The 22953-nt window shown below is 55.2% G+C and carries 16 protein-coding genes; 12 read left to right on the plus strand and 4 right to left on the minus strand.

From position 1 onward, the window contains the following. Positions 1–330: 330 nt before the first annotated feature. The 10 genes from lrp (at position 331) to ACOYA6_RS03500 (ending at position 14513) form a co-directional block, all read left to right on the plus strand. A complete protein-coding gene (lrp, locus tag ACOYA6_RS03455) occupies positions 331–825 on the plus strand; it encodes a leucine-responsive transcriptional regulator Lrp (RefSeq protein WP_000228469.1) in 495 nt (164 codons plus the stop codon). Positions 826–958: 133 nt separating this feature from the next. Then, positions 959–4828, plus strand: a complete 3870-nt coding sequence (ftsK, locus tag ACOYA6_RS03460; RefSeq protein WP_422654051.1) for a DNA translocase FtsK — start codon at positions 959–961, stop codon at positions 4826–4828. Between the two features lie 127 nt (positions 4829–4955). Next, positions 4956–5570, plus strand: coding sequence for an outer membrane lipoprotein periplasmic chaperone LolA (lolA, locus tag ACOYA6_RS03465; RefSeq protein ID WP_039029500.1), 615 nt, complete (start codon positions 4956–4958; stop codon positions 5568–5570). 9 nt (positions 5571–5579) lie between these two features. Further along, complete coding sequence (gene rarA, locus ACOYA6_RS03470; RefSeq protein ID WP_039029499.1) at positions 5580–6923, plus strand: replication-associated recombination protein RarA; 1344 nt, start codon at positions 5580–5582, stop codon at positions 6921–6923. Between the two features lie 93 nt (positions 6924–7016). Beyond that, a complete protein-coding gene (gene serS / locus ACOYA6_RS03475; protein ID WP_138369445.1) occupies positions 7017–8309 on the plus strand; it encodes a serine--tRNA ligase in 1293 nt (430 codons plus the stop codon). Positions 8310–8516: 207 nt separating this feature from the next. Next, positions 8517–10961: a dimethylsulfoxide reductase subunit A gene (gene dmsA / locus ACOYA6_RS03480; RefSeq protein ID WP_422654052.1), complete on the plus strand. Its 2445-nt coding sequence runs from the start codon at positions 8517–8519 to the stop codon at positions 10959–10961. Between the two features lie 10 nt (positions 10962–10971). After that, entirely contained in the window at positions 10972–11589 is a 618-nt protein-coding gene (locus ACOYA6_RS03485) for a DMSO/selenate family reductase complex B subunit (RefSeq protein ID WP_039029496.1), read from the plus strand. A 1-nt stretch (position 11590) separates the two neighbouring features. Next, entirely contained in the window at positions 11591–12454 is an 864-nt protein-coding gene (locus ACOYA6_RS03490) for a dimethyl sulfoxide reductase anchor subunit family protein (RefSeq protein ID WP_138369443.1), read from the plus strand. A gap of 274 nt (positions 12455–12728) precedes the next feature. Further along, positions 12729–13877, plus strand: coding sequence for an MFS transporter (locus tag ACOYA6_RS03495; RefSeq protein WP_039029494.1), 1149 nt, complete (start codon positions 12729–12731; stop codon positions 13875–13877). A 123-nt stretch (positions 13878–14000) separates the two neighbouring features. Next, positions 14001–14513, plus strand: coding sequence for an anti-virulence regulator CigR family protein (locus tag ACOYA6_RS03500; protein ID WP_039029493.1), 513 nt, complete (start codon positions 14001–14003; stop codon positions 14511–14513). A 34-nt stretch (positions 14514–14547) separates the two neighbouring features. Here the strand turns inward: ACOYA6_RS03500 and pflA are convergent, their stop codons facing one another. The 4 genes from pflA to ycaO form a co-directional block, all read right to left on the minus strand. Continuing rightward, complete coding sequence (gene pflA / locus ACOYA6_RS03505; protein WP_039029492.1) at positions 14548–15288, minus strand: pyruvate formate lyase 1-activating protein; 741 nt, start codon at positions 15286–15288, stop codon at positions 14548–14550. A gap of 203 nt (positions 15289–15491) precedes the next feature. Next, positions 15492–17774, minus strand: coding sequence for a formate C-acetyltransferase (gene pflB, locus ACOYA6_RS03510; protein ID WP_422654053.1), 2283 nt, complete (start codon positions 17772–17774; stop codon positions 15492–15494). 51 nt (positions 17775–17825) lie between these two features. After that, positions 17826–18683 carry a formate transporter FocA gene (focA, locus tag ACOYA6_RS03515; RefSeq protein ID WP_039029490.1) on the minus strand — a complete coding sequence of 286 codons (858 nt, stop codon included), beginning with the start codon at positions 18681–18683 and terminating at the stop codon, positions 17826–17828. Positions 18684–19087: 404 nt separating this feature from the next. Further along, positions 19088–20848 (minus strand): 30S ribosomal protein S12 methylthiotransferase accessory factor YcaO, encoded by a 1761-nt coding sequence (gene ycaO, locus ACOYA6_RS03520; protein WP_039029489.1) that lies wholly within the window; start codon positions 20846–20848, stop codon positions 19088–19090. Positions 20849–20986: 138 nt separating this feature from the next. Between ycaO and ACOYA6_RS03525 the strand changes: the two genes are divergently transcribed. Then, on the plus strand, positions 20987–21679 hold the full coding sequence (locus ACOYA6_RS03525; RefSeq protein WP_422654054.1) for a DUF421 domain-containing protein: 693 nt from the start codon (positions 20987–20989) through the stop codon (positions 21677–21679). A 162-nt stretch (positions 21680–21841) separates the two neighbouring features. Further along, positions 21842–22930: a 3-phosphoserine/phosphohydroxythreonine transaminase gene (serC, locus tag ACOYA6_RS03530; protein WP_422654055.1), complete on the plus strand. Its 1089-nt coding sequence runs from the start codon at positions 21842–21844 to the stop codon at positions 22928–22930. Positions 22931–22953: the final 23 nt, after the last annotated feature.

The following is a 22953-nucleotide window of genomic DNA, read 5'->3' on the forward strand; positions in this document are numbered from 1 at the left end:
TGTACTAAAAATCGATGTTTTGCTTTGACAATCCCCTGCGCTTTTGCGAAAACATTCAAGGAAGAAAAAAAACGGTCTTTGTGTTTCGCATAGTCATGCACAAAATCACCATTTTTACCGGGTCAGCGAAATCTACGCATGGTGTGGACAGATGCCATACGTGATGTTGATGGCCGCCTCTGGGCAACGGTCTTCATACCACATAACCCCAATCAGCATCGCGTAAACTAAAAAACAGGCGATGCGGTTAACCGCGGGGAAAGACTCTGAACAGTGAAGTGCACAGGGTCCTGGCAGGAGTTAGGGAAGGAATACAGAGAGACAATAATAATGGTAGATAGCAAGAAGCGCCCTGGCAAAGATCTCGACCGTATCGATCGTAACATTCTTAATGAATTGCAAAAGGATGGGCGTATTTCCAACGTCGAGCTTTCAAAACGTGTGGGACTTTCCCCGACGCCATGCCTTGAGCGTGTGCGCCGACTGGAAAGACAGGGTTTTATTCAGGGCTATACAGCACTGCTGAACCCGCATTATCTGGATGCCTCACTTCTGGTATTTGTTGAGATTACTCTGAATCGTGGTGCGCCGGATGTGTTTGAGCAATTCAATGCCGCCGTACAAAAACTTGAAGAAATTCAAGAGTGTCATCTGGTTTCCGGTGATTTCGACTACCTGTTGAAAACCCGCGTACCTGATATGTCCGCATACCGTAAGCTGCTTGGCGAAACCCTGCTGCGACTGCCTGGTGTGAACGACACCCGTACCTACGTGGTAATGGAAGAAGTCAAACAGAGCAATCGTCTGGTTATTAAGACGCGCTAACACGGAACAGGTGCAATATCAGCGTACTTTGATTACACTCCTGGTAATCCATACAGCAACAGTGTCGGGCCTCCCGGCACTGTTGTCCGTTTAGCACTCAGGCAGGAATTGCCTGATACCTGGAGAGCCTGTTTTGAGCCAGGAATATACCGAAGACAAAGAAGTCAATTTAACCAAGCTCAGCAGTGGACGCCGACTCCTTGAGGCGTTACTGATCCTTGTTGCTCTTTTTGCCGTCTGGTTGATGGCAGCCTTACTCAGTTTCAACCCCTCCGATCCCAGTTGGTCACAGACCGCATGGCACGAGCCTATTCATAATTTAGGCGGCGTACCGGGCGCATGGCTGGCGGATACGCTGTTCTTTATCTTTGGCGTGATGGCGTACACCCTCCCCGTCATTATTATTGGCGGCTGCTGGTTCGCCTGGCGCCATCGCCAGAACGATGACTACATCGACTATTTTGCCGTCTCGCTGCGTCTGATAGGCGCGCTGGCGCTGATCCTCACCTCCTGCGGTCTGGCGGCGATTAACGCCGACGACATCTGGTATTTTGCCTCCGGTGGCGTGATTGGCAGCCTGCTGAGCACCGCGCTGCAGCCGATGCTGCACAGCAGCGGTGGCACGCTGGCGCTGCTCTGCGTCTGGGGCGCGGGGCTGACCCTCTTTACCGGCTGGTCCTGGGTCAGCATCGCCGAGAAAATCGGCAGTGTGATCCTCAACGTCCTGACCTTTGCCAGCAACCGCACCCGTCGTGACGACACCTGGGTCAACGACGAAGAGTATGAAGACGACTACGAAGATGCCGAGCCGAGCGCCGAGCGTCGGGAGTCTCGCCGCGCCCGCATTATGCGCGGGGCGCTGGCGCGTCGTAAGCGTGTGGCTGAGAAATTCGCCAATCCATTAGGCCGCAAAACCGATGCGGCGTTGTTCTCCGGCAAACGGATGGACGACGAGGAAGAGGTGGCTTACAGCGCCCGTGGCGTAGCCGCCGATCCGGATGATGTGCTGTTCTCCGGTAATCGTGCCCTGACATCCGATTATGATGAGTACGATCCGCTGCTCAACGGCCACTCAGTGGCTGAGCCGCTTGCCGCCGCCGCTGCCGCCACCACGGCAACCCAGGCTTTTGCTGCGCCGGTGGATCCGGTGACCCCGACTCCTTCTGTACCAGAGATGCCGTTACAGCCGCCTGCGGTTGACTGGCAGGCTGAGCCAGGCGCGCCTGCCGCCCCGGCGTATGCTCCTGAGCCAGACCTTTATGCCGCCACTGCGCCGCAGGATCAGTGGCAGCCGCCTTATCAACCAGAGCCGGTCTATGCCCAGCCGCAGTACGAGCCGCAGCAGCCCGTGTATCAGCCGGAACCGGTGTATCAGTCCGAGCCGGTCTATCAACCTGAACCTGTTTATCAGCCTGAGCCTGTTTATCAGCCTGAGCCGGTTATCGCTCAACCGATTATTGAAGAGCCGCCGGTCGAAGAGGTGAAACCGTCCCGTCCGCCGCTTTACTATTTCGAAGAGGTGGAAGAGAAACGTGCCCGCGAGCGTGAGCAGCTCGCGGCCTGGTATCAACCGGTGCCTGAGGCGGCACAAGAGCCAGCCCCGGTTAAAGCTGCTGAAACTCCAGCTGTTCCAGTTGTGGAGCCAGTCTCTACCGTCGCACCTGTTGCCGCCAGCGTACAGCAGGCGACAAGCGCAGGCGCCGCTGCGGCCAGCGCTGCAGCACCGTTATTCAGCCTGGCAACCGGTGGCGCACCGCGTCCACAGGTGAAAGAGGGGATTGGTCCTCAGCTGCCGCGCCCTAACCGCGTGCGTGTTCCTACCCGCCGTGAGCTGGCCTCGTATGGCATCAAGCTGCCTTCCCAGCGGATAGCGGAAGAGAAAGCGCGTGAGGCCGGACGTCAGCATTACGAAGATGAACAGTACGAAGAGGATGCCGATGAAATGCAGCAGGAGGAGCTGGCCCGCCAGTTCGCTCAGCAGCAACATCAGCGGTATGGTGGTGAGGATTATCAGGCTGAGCCGCAGCACTTTGACACTCAAAATGACGAAGATGATGCCGCCGAGGCGGAGCTGGCTCGCCAGTTCGCCGCCACGCAGCAGCAGCGTTATTCCGGGGAGCAGCCGACGGGGGCTAACCCGTTCTCGCTGGCGGACTTTGAATTCTCGCCAATGAAAGATTTGGTGGATGATACGCCGAGCGAACCGCTGTTCACGCCGGGCGTGATGCCGGAAGCCGAGCCGCCGCGTCAGGCATTCACGCCGCCGCAATCACAGCCGTATGCACAGCCTCAACAGCCTGTTCAGCAGCCGCCGCAGCAGTATGCACAGCCTCAACAGCCTGTTCAGCAGCCGCCGCAGCAGTACGCACAGCCTCAACAGCCTGTTCAGCAGCCGCCGCAGCATTATGCACAGCCTCAACAGCCTGTGCAGCCGCAGCAGCCAGCGCCTCAGTCTCAACAGAGCCTGATCCACCCGCTGCTGATGCGTAACGGTGACAGCCGTCCGCTGCAAAGACCGACCACGCCGCTGCCGTCATTTGACCTGCTGACACCGCCGCCAACGGAAGTTGAACCGGTCGATACCTTCGCCCTCGATCAAATGGCGCGCCTGGTAGAACTGCGTCTGGCTGATTTCCGTATTAAAGCGGATGTGGTGAACTATTCGCCTGGCCCGGTGATCACTCGTTTCGAGCTGAACCTGGCGCCGGGCGTGAAAGCCGCGCGTATTTCCAACCTCTCTCGTGACCTGGCGCGTTCGCTCTCCACCGTGGCCGTGCGCGTGGTTGAGGTCATTCCGGGCAAACCTTATGTTGGCCTGGAGCTGCCGAATAAAAAACGTCAGACCGTTTACCTGCGCGAAGTCCTGGATAACGCCAAATTCCGCGATAACCCGTCGCCGCTGAGCGTGGTGCTGGGTAAAGACATTGCCGGCGAGCCTGTGGTGGCCGATCTGGCGAAAATGCCACACCTGCTGGTGGCGGGTACGACCGGTTCCGGTAAGTCTGTTGGGGTGAACGCCATGATCCTCAGCATTCTGTATAAAGCGCAGCCGGAAGATGTGCGTTTCATCATGATCGACCCGAAAATGCTGGAGCTCTCGGTTTACGAAGGTATTCCGCATCTGCTGACCGAAGTGGTGACCGACATGAAGGACGCCGCCAACGCCCTGCGCTGGAGCGTCAACGAGATGGAGCGTCGCTACAAGCTGATGTCTGCGCTCGGCGTGCGTAACCTCGCCGGATATAACGAGATCATCGCAGAAGCGGCGAAGATGGGCCGTCCAATTCCGGATCCGTACTGGAAACCGGGCGACAGCATGGATGCTGAGCATCCGGTGCTTGAAAAACTGCCGTACATCGTGGTGCTGGTGGATGAATTTGCCGACCTGATGATGACCGTCGGCAAGAAAGTGGAAGAGCTGATCGCTCGCCTGGCGCAGAAAGCGCGTGCGGCAGGTATTCACCTGGTGCTGGCGACCCAGCGTCCGTCGGTGGATGTCATCACCGGCCTGATTAAAGCCAATATCCCGACCCGTATCGCCTTTACCGTGTCGAGCAAAATCGACTCCCGTACCATTCTCGACCAGGGCGGCGCAGAGTCGCTGCTCGGCATGGGTGATATGCTCTATTCCGGGCCTAACTCGACCTCGCCGGTGCGTGTCCACGGCGCGTTTGTTCGCGACCAGGAAGTGCATGCCGTGGTGCAAGACTGGAAGGCGCGCGGTCGTCCGCAATATATCGAAGGCATCACCTCTGACAGCGAAAGCGAAGGCGGCGGTGGCGGCGGCTTTGACGGCGGTGAAGAGCTGGATCCGCTGTTCGATCAGGCGGTCAACTTCGTCACTGAAAAACGTAAAGCCTCGATTTCCGGGGTTCAGCGCCAGTTCCGCATCGGCTACAACCGCGCAGCGCGCATCATCGAGCAGATGGAAGCCCAGGGCATCGTGAGCGAGCAGGGCCACAACGGCAACCGTGAAGTGCTGGCACCGCCGCCGTTCGAGTAATGCCCCCGATTGCAAAGATGGGTAAAGCAGCAAAATTTAAGCATTTTCTTCTGTCGCCTGCCTGCGGGCAGGTCCAGAATAGTGACAGAAACCCCCATTTCGGGAAGACGCTTTGTAAGGATGAACAATGAAAAAAATCGCAATCACCTGTGCATTACTGACTGGCTTTGTGGCAAGCAGCGTCTGGGCTGATGCCGCCAGCGACCTGAAAAGCCGCCTCGATAAAGTGAGCAGCTTCCACGCCAGCTTCACGCAGAAAGTGACCGATGGCAGCGGCAACGCGGTGCAGGAAGGTCAGGGTGACTTGTGGGTTAAACGTCCGAATCTGTTCAACTGGCATATGACCCAGCCGGATGAGAGCATCCTGGTTTCCGACGGGAAAACCCTGTGGTTCTTCAACCCGTTTGTTGAGCAGGCGACCGCTACCTGGCTTAAGGATGCCGCCAGCAACACGCCGTTTATGCTGATCGCCCGTAACCAGAGCAGCGACTGGCAGCAGTACAACATCAAACAGAACGGCGATGACTTTGTGCTGACCCCGAAAAGTGGCAGCGGTAATCTGAAGCAGTTCACCATTAACGTGAGCAGCAACGGGACCATCAATCAGTTCGGTGCGGTTGAGCAGGACGATCAGCGCAGCAGCTATCAGCTGAAATCCCAGCAGAACGGGGCGGTTGATGCATCTAAATTCACCTTTACCCCGCCGAAGGGCGTCACGGTGGACGATCAACGTAATAAGTAAGAGGCGTGCGTGAGCAACCTGTCGCTCGATTTTTCAGATAATGCGTTTCAACCTCTGGCCGCCCGTATGCGGCCAGAAAATTTAGCGCAGTATATCGGCCAGCAGCATCTGCTGGCTGCGGGCAAGCCGTTGCCGCGCGCTATTGAAGCCGGGCATCTGCATTCGATGATCCTCTGGGGGCCGCCAGGCACAGGTAAAACCACGCTGGCCGAGGTCATTGCCCGCTATGCCGATGCGGACGTCGAGCGTATTTCCGCCGTCACCTCCGGGGTGAAAGAGATCCGCGAAGCCATCGAACGGGCGCGACAGAACCGCAATGCCGGGCGCCGCACCATTTTGTTTGTCGACGAGGTGCACCGCTTCAACAAGAGCCAGCAGGATGCTTTCCTGCCGCACATCGAAGATGGCACCATCACCTTTATCGGCGCCACCACCGAAAACCCCTCGTTTGAGCTGAACTCCGCGCTGCTGTCCCGCGCCCGCGTCTATCTGCTGAAGTCATTAACCACCGAAGACATCGAGCAGGTGCTGACCCAGGCAATGACCGATAAGGCCCGGGGCTACGGCGGCCAGGATATCGTCCTGCCGGACGAAACCCGTCTTGCCATTGCTGAGCTGGTAAACGGCGATGCACGCCGGGCGCTGAATACGCTCGAGATGATGGCCGATATGGCCGAGGCCGACGACAGCGGTAAGCGGGTTCTGCTCCCGGCGCTGCTGACCGAAATTGCCGGCGAACGCAGCGCGCGTTTCGATAATAAAGGCGATCGTTTTTACGACCTGATCTCGGCACTACACAAGTCGGTACGCGGCAGCGCCCCCGATGCCGCGCTCTACTGGTATGCGCGCATTATCACCGCCGGGGGCGATCCGCTGTACGTGGCCCGTCGCTGCCTGGCGATTGCCTCGGAAGATGTGGGTAACGCCGATCCGCGCGCCATGCAGGTGGCACTCTCCGCATGGGACTGCTTCACCCGCGTCGGGCCTGCCGAAGGCGAGCGTGCCATTGCGCAGGCGATTGTCTATCTGGCCTGTGCGCCGAAAAGTAATGCCGTCTATACCGCCTTCAAAGCGGCGATGTCCGATGCCCGCGAGCGTCCTGATTACGATGTCCCTGTACATCTGCGTAACGCCCCGACCAAACTGATGAAAGAGATGGGTTACGGTCAGGAGTATCGCTATGCCCACGACGAGCCCAACGCTTATGCCGCCGGGGAGGAGTACTTCCCGCAGGAAATGGCACAAACACGCTACTATCACCCCACAAACAGAGGCCTTGAGGGCAAGATTGGCGAAAAGCTCGCCTGGCTTACCGGACAGGATCAAAATAGCCCTATAAAACGCTATCGTTAGGGCTATCGTTGCGGTAATGTTGGCAATGTATCTGATGACCGCAGGCTGCGGTCATTTCCTCCTATTTTTTAATTCGATAAGCACAGGATAAGCATGCTCGATCCCAATCTGCTGCGTAACGAGCCAGACGCAGTCGCTGAAAAACTGGCACGCCGGGGCTTTAAACTGGATGTAGATAAGCTGCGCGCTCTTGAAGAGCGTCGTAAAGTTCTGCAGGTACAAACAGAAAACTTGCAGGCAGAGCGTAACTCTCGATCGAAATCCATCGGCCAGGCGAAAGCGCGCGGGGAAGACATCGAGCCATTACGCCTGGAAGTGAACAAGCTGGGTGAAGAACTGGATCAGGCAAAAGCTGAGCTGGACGTTCTTCAGGCCGAAATTCGTGATATCGCCCTGGCGATCCCAAATACCCCTGACGACAGCGTCCCTGTCGGCAAAGACGAAAACGACAACGTCGAAGTGAAACGCTGGGGCACGCCTCGCGAGTTCGACTTCGAGGTTCGCGATCACGTGACGCTGGGCGAAATGCACGCGGGCCTGGACTTTGCCGCTGCGGTTAAGCTGACCGGCTCCCGTTTCGTGGTGATGAAAGGTCAGATTGCCCATCTGCATCGTGCGCTGGCCCAGTTCATGCTGGATCTGCACACCGAGCAGCACGGCTACAGCGAAACCTACGTACCCTACCTGGTTAACCACGATACGCTGTACGGCACGGGCCAGCTGCCGAAATTTGCCGGCGATCTGTTCCATACCCGTCCACTGGACGAAGAAGCAGACAGCAGCAACTACGCGCTGATCCCAACGGCAGAAGTGCCGCTGACCAACCTCGTGCGTGACGAAATCATCGACGAAGATGACCTGCCGATCAAACTGACTGCACACTCTCCGTGCTTCCGTTCTGAAGCGGGCTCTTATGGTCGTGATACCCGCGGTCTGATCCGTATGCACCAGTTCGACAAAGTTGAAATGGTTCAGATCGTTCGCCCGGAAGAGTCCATGGCGGCGCTGGAAGAGATGACCGGTCACGCAGAGAAAGTGCTGGAGCTGCTGGGTCTGCCGTACCGTCGTGTGGCGCTGTGTACCGGGGATATGGGCTTTGGCGCCTGCAAAACCTTCGACCTCGAAGTGTGGGTTCCGGCGCAGAACACCTACCGCGAAATTTCCTCTTGTTCCAACGTAGGTGATTTCCAGGCTCGCCGCATGCAGGCTCGTTGCCGCACCAAATCCGACAAGAAAACCCGCCTGGTGCATACCCTGAACGGTTCCGGCCTGGCAGTGGGTCGTACCCTGGTGGCGGTGCTGGAAAACTATCAGCAGGCTGACGGTCGTATTGAAATCCCTGAAGTGCTACGTCCGTACATGAAAGGCCAGCAGTACATCGGTTAACATGTTTTTAAGTAAAAAAGCGCCTCAGGGCGCTTTTTTTATGTCCCGCTTTTGATGTCAGGCAATATCCCCTCCCTCTAAAGTAGTAATACTTGCCAAACAGTTGGTTAGCGAAAACGTCTGCTAACGCATGCTTTCCTTATATAAAAAACTATATAGCGACTTTGTCGCACCTTTGAACTTTGTGAGCAATCAAAGTGAGAGTCTATGAAAATGAAAACGCCTGAAGCTCTGCTGGCTGCCGAGGTGAGTCGACGTGGGTTGATGAAAACCACGGCGATTGGCGGCCTGGCTGTTGCCAGTAGCGCATTCACATTGCCTTTTTCACGTCTGGCATCGGCGGCTGAAGCCGCAACTGCAGTAAAATCCGATGAGAAAGTGGTCTGGAGCGCCTGTACGGTAAACTGCGGCAGTCGCTGTCCGCTGCGCATGCATGTCGTGGACGATGTGATTAAATACGTTGAAACCGACAATACCGGGGATGATAACTACGAGGGGTTACATCAGGTTCGCGCCTGCCTGCGTGGCCGCTCGATGCGCCGTCGCGTCTATAACCCGGATCGCCTGAAACAGCCGATGAAGCGAGTGGGTAAACGCGGCGAAGGCAAATTCGAACCCATTAGCTGGGAAGAGGCCTTTGACACTATCGCCGGGACGATGCAGCGTCTGATTAAGGATTACGGTAACGAATCCATCTATCTGAACTACGGCACCGGCACTCTGGGTGGAACCATGACCCGCTCCTGGCCGCCGGGTAAAACCCTCATTGCCCGCCTGATGAACTGCTGCGGGGGCTATCTCAATCATTACGGTGACTACTCCACCGCGCAGATTGCCGCTGGCCTGAATTACACCTATGGCGGCTGGGCCGATGGCAACAGCCCATCGGACATTGAGAACAGCCAGCTGGTAGTGCTGTTCGGCAATAACCCTGGCGAAACACGTATGAGCGGCGGGGGAGTAACTTATTACATTGAACAGGCGCGGCAAAAATCGAACGCCCGGATGATCGTCATTGACCCACGTTATACCGATACCGGGGCAGGGCGCGAAGATGAGTGGATCCCGATCCGCCCGGGAACCGATGCGGCGCTGATCTCCGCCCTGGCGTGGGTGATGATCGATGAGAACCTCGTCGATCAGCCTTTCCTCGACAAATATTGCGTCGGCTACGACGAAAAAACGCTGCCGGAAGGGGCGCCGGCAAACGGCCACTACAAAGCCTACATTCTCGGCCAGGGTAATGACGGTATTGCCAAAACCCCTGCCTGGGCCGCGGCTATCACCGGCATTCCCGAGGCGCGCATCGTCAAACTGGCGCGTGAAATCGCTGGGGCGAGGCCTGCATTTATCTCTCAGGGCTGGGGCCCGCAGCGCCATGCCAACGGCGAACTTGTCTCCCGCGCCATCGCCATGCTGGCAATTTTAACCGGCAACGTGGGGATCCACGGCGGCAACAGCGGCGCGCGTGAAGGCTCGTATTCGCTGCCGTTTGTGCGTATGCCTACCCTGGAAAACCCGGTTCAGACCAGTATCTCGATGTTTATGTGGACCGATGCCATTGAGCGTGGCCCGGAGATGACCGCCACCCGCGACGGGGTACGTGGCAAAGATAAACTCGACGTGCCAATCAAGATGGTCTGGAACTATGCCGGTAACTGCCTGATCAACCAGCATTCGCAGATCAACCGCACCCACGAGATCCTGCAGGATGATAAGAAGTGCGAGCTGATTGTGGTGGTGGATTGCCATATGACCTCTTCGGCGACGTATGCCGATATTCTGCTGCCGGACTGCACCGCATCTGAACAGATGGACTTCGCCCTGGACGCCTCCTGCGGCAACATGTCGTACGTGATTTTTGCCGACCAGGCGATCAAACCGCGCTTCGGCTGCAAAACCATCTATGAGATGACGACCGAACTTGCGAAACGCATGGGCGTTGAGCAGCAGTTCACCGAAGGGCGTACCCAGGAAGGGTGGATGCGCCACCTGTATGAGCAGTCCCGCGAAGCTATTCCGGAGCTGCCGTCGTTTGATGAATTCCGCCAGCAGGGCATGTTTAAAAAGCGTGACCCGGAAGGGCATCACGTGGCCTATAAAGCTTTCCGCGCCGATCCTGTCGCCAATCCGCTGACCACGCCGTCAGGCAAGATTGAGATCTACTCCGCCCAGTTGGCGCAGATCGCCGCAACGTGGGAGCTGGAGAAAGACGACGTGATCGATCCGCTGCCGGTTTACAGCCCTGGCTTTGAAAACTACGACGATCCGCAGAGCAAAGCGTTCCCGCTACAGCTGACCGGATTCCACTATAAGGCGCGTACCCACTCCACCTACGGCAACGTTGACGTCCTGAAGGCGGCCTGTCGTCAGGAGATGTGGATCAATCCGCTGGATGCAAAATCGCGCGGGATCGCCAACGGCGACCGGGTGCGGATCTTTAACGGACGCGGCGAAGTGCATATCGAAGCCAAAGTGACGCCCCGTATCCTGCCGGGTGTGGTCGCGTTAGGTGAGGGCGCCTGGTACAACCCGGACGCCAACCGCGTCGATCAGGCTGGCTGCATTAATGTGCTCACCACACAACGCCCGTCGCCGCTGGCGAAAGGTAATCCGTCTCACAGTAACCTCGTTCAGGTTGAAAAGGCGTAAGGAGTAGCCGATGACCACTCAGTATGGATTTTTTATTGATTCCAGCCGCTGCACCGGGTGTAAAACCTGCGAGCTGGCCTGCAAGGACTACAAGGACCTGACGCCGGATGTCAGCTTCCGCCGTATCTACGAATACGCGGGCGGCGACTGGCAGGAGGACAACGGCGTCTGGCACCAGAACGTCTTCGCCTACTATCTGTCCATTGCCTGTAATCACTGCGAAGATCCCGCCTGCACCAAAGTGTGTCCGAGCGGCGCGATGCACAAGCGCGACGACGGCTTTGTGGTGGTGAATGAAGATGTCTGCATCGGCTGTCGCTACTGCCATATGGCCTGCCCGTACGGTGCGCCGCAGTACAACGCCGCCAAAGGGCATATGACCAAGTGCGACGGTTGCCACGATCGCGTAGCCGAAGGCCATAAGCCGATTTGCGTTGAATCCTGCCCGCTGCGCGCGCTGGATTTCGGTCCGATTGCCGAATTGCGCCAGAAATACGGCAAGCTGGCTGCCGTCGCACCGCTGCCGTCGGCGCACTTTACGAAGCCGAGTATCGTCATTAAACCCAATGCCAACAGCCGACCAACGGGTGACACCACCGGCTACCTGGCCAATCCAAAGGAGGTGTGAGATGGGAAGCGGATGGCATGAATGGCCGTTGATGATTTTTACCGTCTTCGGACAGTGCGTGGCGGGCGGGTTTATTGTGCTCGCGCTGGCGCTGTTAAAAGGCAATCTGAATGCCGGACAACAGCAGCGTCTGGTGCTCAGCATGTTTGGCCTGTGGGTGCTCATGGGGATCGGTTTTATCGCCTCTACGCTGCACCTGGGTTCACCGATGCGCGCATTCAACTCCCTGAACCGCGTGGGAGCCTCTTCCCTCAGCAATGAGATCGCCAGCGGGGCGCTCTTCTTTGCTGTCGGTGGTCTGGGCTGGCTGCTGGCTGCGCTGAAAAAGCTGCCTGCCGGTCTGCGTAGCCTGTGGCTGATTGTCACTATGGTGCTGGGCGTGGTGTTCGTCTGGATGATGGTTCGGGTCTATAACACTATCGATACCGTGCCGACCTGGTACAGCGTCTGGACGCCGATGAGTTTCTTCCTGACGATGTTTATCGGCGGGCCGCTGCTGGGCTTCCTGTTGCTGCGCGTTGCGGGTGTAGACGGTTGGGCGATGCGTTTACTGCCCGCCGTGTCGCTGCTGGCGCTGGTGGTGAGCGCGGTTGTTGCTTTGATGCAGGGCGCAGAGCTGGCAACAATTAGCAGCTCCATTCAGCAGGCTTCTGCCCTCGTGCCGGATTACGGTTCGCTGATGGCCTGGCGCGTGGTGCTCCTGGCGGCGGCGCTGGTCTGTTGGGTAGTGCCGCAGCTCAAAGGCTATCAGCCTGCGATCCCGCTGTTGTCACTGGCATTTGTGCTGGTGCTGGCGGGTGAACTGATTGGCCGCGGGGTGTTCTATGGCCTGCATATGACGGTTGGAATGGCTGTCGCCAGTTAATTTTGATTTTCGTTATATAAAGCCGGGACTTAGTGCCCGGCTTTTTTATTTTCAATCATGAAATTTTTCAACTGTCGTTTGGTTTCAATTTTAGTCAGACATAAATAGAAACAAATACATAATTAATATTGATAGCAGGCATTGCATTAGCAGGATGAGTTTTTTCAATCGACAAGGAACATATCGTGCGTGCGGCCTAAACAGGTGGATTGACTTTGTTTTTGCCAGTGGCATGATGCGCACGAAATCTGAACTTCCTCACGGTTTTTAATCCATGTCGACCTATACCCGGCCAGTGCTCCTGTTGCTCTGTGGCCTGCTTTTGCTGACCCTGGCGATTGCGGTGTTAAATACGCTCGTCCCGCTGTGGCTCGCCCATGAAAACTTACCGACCTGGCAGGTGGGTATGGTCAGCTCGTCCTTTTTTACCGGCAACCTGCTGGGAACATTGCTGACAGGAAGCCTGATCAAACGCTTCGGTTTTAACCGCAGCTACTATCTGGCATCGCTTATTTTTGCCGTCGGATGTGCGGGGCTGGGGCTGATGGTTGGCTTCTGGAGCTGGATGGTCTGGCGCTTTATCGCCGGCGTCGGCTGCGCCATGATCTGGGTGGTGGTGGAAAGCGCCCTGATGTGCAGCGGCACCTCCCGCAACCGCGGTCGCCTGCTGGCGGCCTATATGATGGTCTATTACGTGGGTACCGTGCTTGGCCAGCTGATGGTCAGCAAACTCCCGACCGACCTGATGAGCGTACTGCCGTGGGTAACGGGCATGGTGCTGGCGGCGATCCTGCCGCTGCTCTTTACGCGCATTGTGAACCAGAGCAGCGAGCATCAGGAAGCGACTCACGTCTGGCCAATGCTGAGATTGCGTCAGGCGCGTCTGGGCGTTAACGGCTGCATCATCTCCGGGATTGTGCTGGGCTCACTGTATGGCCTGATGCCGCTCTACCTGAATCATCAGGGGGTGAGTGATTCCGGGATTGGTTTCTGGATGGCGGTGATGGTCAGCGCGGGGATTGTCGGCCAGTGGCCGGTGGGGCGTCTTGCCGATCGCTTCGGGCGTCTGCTGGTGCTGCGCGTCCAGGTCTTCGTGGTGATCATGGGTTGTCTTGCCATGCTCAGCAACGCCGCGATGGCACCGGCTCTGTTTATTCTCGGCGCTGCTGGCTTCACGCTCTATCCGGTTGCAATGGCCTGGGCCTGTGAAAAGGTGGAGCACCATCAGCTGGTGGCCATGAACCAGGCGCTGCTGCTGAGCTATACTATCGGCAGCCTGCTGGGACCAACCTTTACCGCCATGCTGATGCAGAACTATTCCGACAATCTGCTGTTTATCATGATCGCCAGCGTGTCGTTTATTTACCTCTTAATGTTGCTGCGTAAAGCGGGCGAACATCCTACCCCAGTGGCACATGCCTGAATAAATAAAAGCCTGTCGATGACAGGCTTTTTTGTCTTTGTCACATCTAAGAGTTTTACGCATTGTTTGTTTATCGCGCCAGGCGATAATTCAGATGCGTTCTACCACAAAAAGGCAGCGATCATGTCTACTCGTCGTTTTACCACTACCGCGCTGGCCGTAGTGTTATCTTTATCATTTGCAACTGCACCTGTTATGGCTAATCCAGGCAATGGAAATGGCCATGGCAATGGCGGTGGGCAAGGTAATAGCGGCAATCATGGTAACGGGAATTCAGGTAAAGGGAATTCCGATAACCATGGTAATAAACAGAATAATGGCAACCAAAATCCGGGCAAATCAAATAAAAGCGTCAGTGATGATGTGAATGCCCGCGTTAGTTACGATCATGCTCGTCATCTGGCGCTGAACTATGGCTTAACAGGCTATGATTCGCTTCCGCCGGGGATTGCGAAAAACCTGGCACGCGGTAAACCACTGCCTCCGGGTATTGCGAAAAAAACCGTTCCGGCCTCGATGCTGGGTCAATTGCCTTCTTACCCTGGCTATGAATGGCGGGTAGTGGGGAAAGATCTGGTATTAATTGCGCTGAGTACTGCGATTGTGACAACCATTATTAATGGTGTCTTCGACTAATAAATAAAACGCCCGGTGAAAACCGGGCGTTTTGTTAATACATGACCTTGTGACCGTACTGCTCCAGAATACCTTTTACGCGCTCCATGGTCTCTTTTTTCGGTGGCTTCACGCCATCCAGTTTGTACTCTTCGCCCATTGCCACCCATTTATGTTTGCCCAGCTCGTGATACGGCAGCAATTCAATTTTTTCGACGTTACCCATATCACGTGTGAACTCACCCAGGCGGTGGGCAGAGTCGTCATCATCTGACCAGCCCGGCACCACCACATAACGGATCCAGGTTTTGATGCCTTTGGCGGCAATGTATTTCGCGAACTCTAACGTGCGGTGGTTGGAAACACCCACCAGGTTCTGGTGGATCTCGTCATTCATCTGCTTGAGATCGAGCATCACCAGGTCGGTGACTTCCAGCAGTTCGTCGATCACCGGATCGTAGCGGCGAACAAAGCCGTTGGTATCCAGGCAGGTATGAATGCTCTCTTTATGACAGGCACGGAACCAGTCACGCACAAACTCGGCCTGCAGGATTGCTTCCCCGCCGGATGCGGTCACGCCGCCGCCGGAGGCGTTCATGAAGTGGCGATAGGTCACCACCTCTTTCATTAATTCTTCAACGGTGACTTCTTTGCCGCCGTGGGTATCCCATGTATCACGGTTATGGCAATACATGCAGCGCATCAGGCAGCCCTGGAAGAAGGTAATAAAGCGGATGCCCGGGCCATCGACGGTGCCACAGGACTCAAAGGAGTGAATGCGACCAATAGTTGACATTGCGGTGATATCTCCAGGTTCGGCCCGTCCAGGGCCTGTTTATGTGCACAGCTCAGGCGGCTGTGTCGAGTCTGTTTTGGCTGTTATCCATTCATTATAGATAGCGGGCAAAAGAGACTGCGGAGCGGGAGGTGTTAAAAAGGCCCCACTTGCGTGGAGCCTTTATTGTACGCCTTTTACCGCGCGATTTCAGTCAAATCCACTTACATGGACTGAGTGAAAGTACGGGTAATAACGTCTTTCTGCTGCTCTTTAGTCAGTGAGTTGAAACGCACTGCGTAGCCAGATACACGGATGGTCAGCTGAGGATATTTCTCAGGGTGTTCCATCGCGTCGAGCAGCATTTCACGGTTCATGACGTTCACGTTCAGGTGCTGACCACCTTCGATGGACGCTTCGTGATGGAAGTAACCGTCCATCAGACCCGCGAGGTTAGTTTTACGCACTTCGTCGTCTTTACCCAGCGCATTTGGCACGATAGAGAAGGTGTAAGAGATACCATCTTTAGCGTAAGCAAACGGCAGTTTTGCAACGGAGGTCAGAGAGGCAACAGCACCTTTCTGGTCACGGCCGTGCATTGGGTTAGCACCTGGTCCGAATGGCGCGCCAGCACGACGTCCGTCTGGGGTGTTACCGGTTTTCTTACCATACACAACGTTAGAGGTGATGGTCAGAACAGACTGAGTCGGGATAGCGTTACGGTAGGTATTCAGTTTCTGAATTTTCTTCATGAAACGTTCTACCAGGTCAACCGCCATGTCATCAACGCGAGCGTCGTTGTTACCAAACTGCGGATATTCGCCTTCGATTTCGAAGTCAATAGCCAGACCGTCTTCGTCACGAATCGGTTTAACTTTCGCATATTTGATAGCGGACAGTGAGTCAGCTGCCACGGACAGACCTGCGATACCACATGCCATGGTGCGAACCACGTCACGGTCGTGCAGCGCCATCAGAGAAGCTTCGTAGCTGTATTTGTCGTGCATGTAGTGGATGACGTTCAGCGCGGTGACGTACTGTTTAGCCAGCCAGTCCATGAAGTGATCCATACGATCCATGACTTCGTCATAGTTCAGCACGTCGCCTTTGATTGGCTCAGACTTAGGACCCACCTGCATTTTCAGTTTTTCATCAACGCCGCCGTTGATTGCGTACAGCATGGTTTTCGCCAGGTTTGCACGCGCACCGAAGAACTGCATTTGTTTACCAACGACCATTGGGCTTACGCAGCAAGCGATAGCGTAGTCATCGTTGTTAAAGTCAGGGCGCATCAGGTCATCGTTCTCGTACTGCAGAGAAGAGGTGTCGATGGACACTTTAGCGGCATATTTTTTGAAGTTCAGTGGCAGTTTTTCAGACCACAGAACGGTGATGTTCGGCTCCGGAGACGGCCCCATGGTGTACAGAGTGTTCAGGAAACGGAAGCTGTTTTTGGTTACCAGGGTACGGCCATCAACGCCCATACCGGCGATGGATTCAGTTGCCCAGATTGGGTCACCAGAGAACAGTTCATCATACTCAGGGGTACGCAGGAAGCGAACCATACGCAGTTTCATGACCAGGTGGTCAATCATTTCCTGAGCGTCTTGTTCAGTGATTTTGCCTGCTTTCAGGTCACGTTCGATGTATGCATCCAGGAAGGTGGATACGCGACCAAAGGACATTGCTGCGCCGTTCTGAGACTTAACGGCGGCCAGGTAGCCGAAGTAGGTCCACTGGATAGCTTCCTGAGCGTTGGTCGCAGGACCAGAGATATCGCAACCGTATTTCGCTGCCATCTCTTTGATCTGACCCAGCGCACGGTGCTGTTCAGCGATCTCTTCACGCAGACGGATAGTGGCTTCCAGGTTTACGCCATTTTCCAGATCGGACTGCAGAGACAGGAACTGGGAGTATTTGTCTTTCAGCAGGAAGTCGATACCGTACAGCGCAACGCGACGGTAGTCACCGATGATACGGCCACGGCCATACGCATCTGGCAGACCGGTCAGAACGCCAGATTTACGGCAGTTCAGAATGTCTTTGGTATAAACATCGAATACACCCTGGTTATGGGTTTTGCGGTATTCGGTGAAGATTTTTTTCAGCATTGGGTCCAGCTCGCGATCGTACGCTTTGCATGAACCTTCAACCATTTTGATACCACCGAACGGAATAATCGCACGTTTCAGTGGCGCTTCAGTCTGCAGACCAACGATCTTCTCGAGGGACTTGTTGATATAGCCCGCGTCGTGTGAAGTGATGGTGGACGCGATGGAGGTGTCGAAATCAACAGGCGCGTGAGTGCGGTTTTCCTGCTTAACGCCTTCCATAACGCTGTCCCACAGGGCAGTGGTCGCGTCGGTAGCACCGGCCAGGAAGGATTCGTCACCTTCATATGGGGTGTAGTTCTTCTGGATGAAGTCACGAACGTTGACTTCATTCTGCCAATCACCTTTGGCAAAACCTTCCCATGCTGTGGCTAACTTTTCATTAAGTTCGGACATGTAACACCTACCTTCTTAAGTGGATTTTTTATTTACTGCCTGAGAAAACCATTAATGATGGTTATCGCCACGCAGGTAAATGACCCAGTATGTCAACCCAACCAGCAGACCACCGCCGATAATGTTCCCGATTGTGACTGGGATCAGGTTATCAGTAATGAAGTTCATAACGGTCAGGTGAGAGAAATTGTCCGGGCTGGAACCAATTGCGGTCCAGAACTCCGGGCTGGCAAAGTCACGGATTACGATACCGAAAGGGATCATAAACATGTTTGCAATGCTGTGCTCAAAGCCGCTGGCGACGAACATCGCGACAGGCAGAACCATGATCATGGCTTTATCCATCAGGCTGCGTCCGGAGTAGCTCATCCAGACCGCCAGGCAGACCATCAGGTTTGCGAGGATGCCAAGGGCAACGGCTTCAATAAATGTATGGTGGACTTTGTGGTCGGCGGTTTGCAGGACGTTTAGCCCCCACGCGCCGTTGGCGGTCATGTATTCTCCCGACAACCACATCAACAGAACAAAGAGCAAACAGCCAACCAGGTTACCAACGTAAACGTTGAGCCAGTTTTTGGCCAGTTGACCCCAGGTGATCCTGCCGCTGGCCTTCGCCACGACGATAAGTACCGTCGAGGTAAAGAGATCGGCGCCGCAAATCACGCACAGAATCAGACCCAGTGAAAAACAGATGCCGCCAATCAGCTTAGAAATACCGAAAGGCATCGCGGCTGTACCGGTGGTCGCAGTAATATAGAAAACAAAGGCGATGGAGATGAACACCCCAGCGGTAATCGCCAGGAAGAACGTCGTCAGCGGTTGTTTCGTTGCTTTATAGACACCCGCTTCTTCGGCAACTTTCGCCATAGCAGCTGGGAGTAATAGATCAAAAGGGTTGTCAGCTTTCACACTAACTCTCTCTTTATTAAGTCGGCGACGAGATACTAACAAAGCATTATAGAAGAGAAATTGATGTAGATCATATCTCGCCTGGCTTATAGGCCCGCAAAGTGCGTGGTTTTACAGCAAATGCGGAGTAAGTGTTTGATTATCCAAATGAAAATAAATTTTAAAAGTTACAAAATGATTTGATTTTTTTCTCCTGACCCTGTCGATGACAGTTAATTAGAATGGAGTATTTCATATTAAAAGTAACAATAACCGTCAGGCCGCTATTATTATAGCTACCAATATTTAACTTAATTATTACAATTAAAAATTTATTACCGCACATAAAAAACGGGGCAATAAAATTGCCCCGTAATATAACGTAGGTGATTGTATTCGCCTACTGTTTGTAATGGTATGTAACCTTATTTAGCCCAGTATGCGCTTTTGGCCTTTTGCAATTTCTCATAGGCTTTCAGTAACGACTGGTGGGCAGGGAAGGCTTTCAGATCGCTGTCCACGGCCTGCAGGCCATAGAATGGCGCTTCACCGCTCAGGGCTGCGCTGGCGTTCTCTACCGCCTCGGCACCGTACATGCGGGTAAAGGCGTTCAGGTACTGCAGCGGCTGACGATCTTCTTCCTGCGCCAGCAACAGCAGGGTCTGCAGGCAACGGTAGTAGTTCGCACGCTCTGCGCTGAACACCGAGGCGTTGAACTCGATGGTCCACTCGGTCCAGATCAGCGCCTGTTCCAGGTCGCCGCCCGCCAGCGCCAGCATCGCTTTCAGTTCGCCGATACGCAGGGTGTACCAGCCATTGTCTTTGCCCGTCGCCAGACCCAGCAGCTCACGCACGCGGGTAAAGTCGTCGTGACCTTCGTCGTCCAGTTGGGTAATGAGGTTCAGATAGTCCTCTTTCTCCCATGCGCTCTCCGGCAACGCCAGCAGAGTTTCGCGCAGGTGCGCACCCATGCTGTTGTTCGCCAGCCACAGATCTTCCACCGGATAGATGTCGGACATGCCCGGCACCAGAATACGGCAGGCGTAAACGCCCAGGTGCTCGTAATCGGCGATATACACTTCCTGATTTTCAGCAGTGAAGATGGCCATCAGCGTGGCGAACTCTTCTTCTGTGCTGCCTGAGAAGCTCCAGTCAACAAACGGATAATCCGCGTCCTGCTTGAACATATCCCAGGAGATAGAGCCGCTGGAGTCGATGAAGTGCGTTTCCAGGTTGGCATGTTCCGCCACTTCTTCATCATCGAACGTCGGCGGTGTAAACACGTCGAGATCTTTCAGGCTGCGGCCCTGCAGAAGTTCGGTAACGGTACGCTCCAGCGCCACGCCGAAGTCCGGGTGAGCACCGAAGGAGGCGAAGCAGGTGCCGTTCGCCGGGTTGAACAGTACCACGCAGATGACCGGGTACTTACCGCCCAGTGAGCCGTCGTAAGCGAAGATCGGGAAGCCTTCTGCTTCCAGTTTGGCGATGGACTCCACCACGCCCGGGTAGCGGGCCAGCACGTCAGCCGGGATCTCCGGCAGGCTGATGGATTCGGCGATAATGCGGTTTTTAATGTGGCGCTCAAAGACCTCTGACAGACCCTGAACACGCGCTTCGTTGCGGGTGTTACCGGCTGACATGCCGTTGGAGACATACAGGTTGCCGACGATGTTCATCGGAATATAGACGGTTTGCTCGTCAGACTGACGGGTAAACGGCAGGGCGCAGATCCCGCGATCTTCATTACCTGACTGCAGATCGACCAGCATGCTGGCGGTCAATTGATTATCCAGATCGTAGAACGCACGCAGACGATCGTCGAGGATCCCTTCCGGCAGTTCATCGTCTTCGGTCAGCGGGAACCATTTCTCATTTGGGTAGTGAACAAACGGGCCATTAGCCACGGTTTCGCCCAGCCAGAAATCGGCAAAGAAGTAGTTAGTAGACAGACGTTCAAAATACTCACCCAGCGCAGAGGCCAGCGCCGCTTTTTTGGTCGCGCCTTTACCGTTGGTAAAGCACAACGCACACTCTTTATCGCGAATATGCACAGACCAGACGTGGGGAACCGGATTAAGCCAGGAGGCCTCTTCGATGTTAAAGCCCAGGTCGGTCAGTTTTTGCTGGAAGCGAGCAATGGAGTCTTCCAGAGCGGCGTCTTTGCCGGGGATAAACGTTTGAGTCATGGGGATCACTTATATCGTACGGAAAGCGCGCAATGATACGGGTTTTACATGACTGGCGCTATCCTCCCGGCGGTTTCGGCGAAAATAAAAGGCTGAGCTATGCTTACCTTCAGTAACCTACTGTAAAGGAATATAAAAATGAAAGCATTCGATCTTCACCGAATGGCCTTTGATAAAGTTCCACTCGAGTTTTTAGGCGAGGTCGCGCTGCGAAGTCTCTATACCTTTGTACTGGTATTCCTGTTCCTCAAGCTTACCGGGCGACGCGGCGTGCGTCAGATGTCACTCTTCGAAGTGTTAATTATCCTGACGCTGGGGTCGGCAGCAGGGGACGTGGCGTTTTATGACGATGTGCCGATGGTTCCCGTCTTTGTCGTTTTCGTCACCCTGGCGTTGCTCTACCGGCTCGTGATGTGGCTGATGTCGAAAAGTGAAAAGCTGGAAGATCTGCTGGAGGGAAAACCGGTAGCCATTGTCGAAGAGGGCCAGCTGGCCTGGGAAAAAGTAAAGCGCGCCAACATGACCGAGTTTGAGTTCTTTATGGAACTACGGGTGAGCAGCGTTGAGCAGCTTGGACAGGTTAAGCTGGCCATCATGGAGACTAACGGACAGATAAGCGTCTACTTTTACGACGATGACGAGGTCAAGCCCGGGCTGTGCATATTGCCGGATGAATTTGTGGAACGTTTTATGACGATACCGGAAGTCGGCGAGTATGCCTGCCGCCGTTGTGGCCATGTTCAGACTCTCCAGGCCGGGGCGCATCAATTATGCCCACGCTGCACGAATCCGGAATGGACGAAGGTTAGCCGGGCCAGACGCATCACCTGACAGCCATTTTGTCGGTTTTGTGACAGCCCGCTGGCAGAATGTATTGTGTGACGGCGGGCACATTTTCCTGGTCATAAGTTTTAGACATTGCGGCGCGTGTCACTGAATGATAAAACCGATATCCACAGTTATAACTTATGGCTTTTAGCGTGGTGAGGGGAAATGGCTCAGGTCTTTAATTTTAGTTCAGGTCCGGCAATGTTACCGGCGGATGTGCTCAAACAGGCTCAACAGGAGCTGTGTGACTGGAACGGTCTTGGCACGTCGGTGATGGAAGTCAGCCACCGTGGTAAAGAGTTTATTCAGGTGGCGGAAGAGGCAGAAGCAGATTTTCGTTTCCTGCTGAATATCCCCTCAAACTACAAAGTATTATTCTGCCACGGCGGGGGGCGCGGTCAGTTTGCGGGCATCCCGCTGAACCTGCTGGGTGACAAAACCAAGGCAGACTACGTAGATGCCGGTTACTGGGCGGCGAGCGCGGTAAAAGAAGCGCACAAATACTGCACCCCGAACGTCATTGATGCCAAAGTCATCGTTGACGGTTTGCGCGCGGTGAAACCGATGAGCGAATGGCAACTTTCTCGTGATGCGGCCTATCTGCATTACTGCCCGAATGAAACTATCGACGGTATTGCCATCCACGAAGAGCCTGCCTTTGGCGATGACGTGGTCGTGACCGCCGACTTCTCCTCTACTATTCTCTCTTCCCCGCTGGATGTCAGCCGTTACGGCGTGATCTACGCAGGCGCACAGAAAAACATCGGCCCGGCCGGTCTGACGCTGGTGATCGTGCGTGAAGATTTGCTGGGTAAAGCCCACAAATCCTGCCCGTCAATTCTGGATTACAGCGTGCTGAACGATAACGACTCCATGTTCAACACCCCGCCGACCTTCGCCTGGTACCTTTCTGGCCTGGTTTTCAAGTGGCTGAGAAACAACGGCGGCGTGGCGCACATGGATAAGATCAACCAGCAGAAAGCTGAGCTGCTCTACAGCGTCATCGACGGCAGCGACTTCTACCGCAACGACGTGGCCAAAGCGAACCGTTCCCGCATGAACGTGCCGTTCCAGCTCGCCGACAGCAATCTCGATAAGCTGTTCCTGGAAGAGTCTTTCGCTGCCGGTCTGCATGCGCTGAAAGGCCACCGCGTGGTTGGCGGAATGCGTGCGTCTATCTATAACGCCATGCCGCTCGAAGGGGTTAAGGCCCTGACCGACTTCATGACCGACTTCGAACGTCGTCACGGTTAATCGCGCCAGTGTTCACCCCCGCG

This window comes from Leclercia barmai (assembly GCF_049312895.1).
Taxonomy (GTDB): Bacteria; Pseudomonadota; Gammaproteobacteria; order Enterobacterales; family Enterobacteriaceae; genus Enterobacter; species Enterobacter barmai.

What these genes read in the sequence shown, in the direction of transcription:
- lrp (WP_000228469.1), top strand. Translation starts at nt 331, where the DNA reads ATGGTAGATAGCAAGAAGCGCCCTGGCAAAGATCTCGACCGTATCGAT.
- lolA (WP_039029500.1), top strand. Translation starts at nt 4,956, where the DNA reads ATGAAAAAAATCGCAATCACCTGTGCATTACTGACTGGCTTTGTGGCA.
- serS (WP_138369445.1), top strand. Translation starts at nt 7,017, where the DNA reads ATGCTCGATCCCAATCTGCTGCGTAACGAGCCAGACGCAGTCGCTGAA.
- dmsA (WP_422654052.1), top strand. Translation starts at nt 8,517, where the DNA reads ATGAAAATGAAAACGCCTGAAGCTCTGCTGGCTGCCGAGGTGAGTCGA.
- ACOYA6_RS03485 (WP_039029496.1), top strand. Translation starts at nt 10,972, where the DNA reads ATGACCACTCAGTATGGATTTTTTATTGATTCCAGCCGCTGCACCGGG.
- ACOYA6_RS03490 (WP_138369443.1), top strand. Translation starts at nt 11,591, where the DNA reads ATGGGAAGCGGATGGCATGAATGGCCGTTGATGATTTTTACCGTCTTC.
- ACOYA6_RS03495 (WP_039029494.1), top strand. Translation starts at nt 12,729, where the DNA reads ATGTCGACCTATACCCGGCCAGTGCTCCTGTTGCTCTGTGGCCTGCTT.
- ACOYA6_RS03500 (WP_039029493.1), top strand. Translation starts at nt 14,001, where the DNA reads ATGTCTACTCGTCGTTTTACCACTACCGCGCTGGCCGTAGTGTTATCT.
- pflA (WP_039029492.1), bottom strand. Translation starts at nt 15,288, where the DNA reads ATGTCAACTATTGGTCGCATTCACTCCTTTGAGTCCTGTGGCACCGTC.
- pflB (WP_422654053.1), bottom strand. Translation starts at nt 17,774, where the DNA reads ATGTCCGAACTTAATGAAAAGTTAGCCACAGCATGGGAAGGTTTTGCC.
- ycaO (WP_039029489.1), bottom strand. Translation starts at nt 20,848, where the DNA reads ATGACTCAAACGTTTATCCCCGGCAAAGACGCCGCTCTGGAAGACTCC.
- ACOYA6_RS03525 (WP_422654054.1), top strand. Translation starts at nt 20,987, where the DNA reads ATGAAAGCATTCGATCTTCACCGAATGGCCTTTGATAAAGTTCCACTC.
- serC (WP_422654055.1), top strand. Translation starts at nt 21,842, where the DNA reads ATGGCTCAGGTCTTTAATTTTAGTTCAGGTCCGGCAATGTTACCGGCG.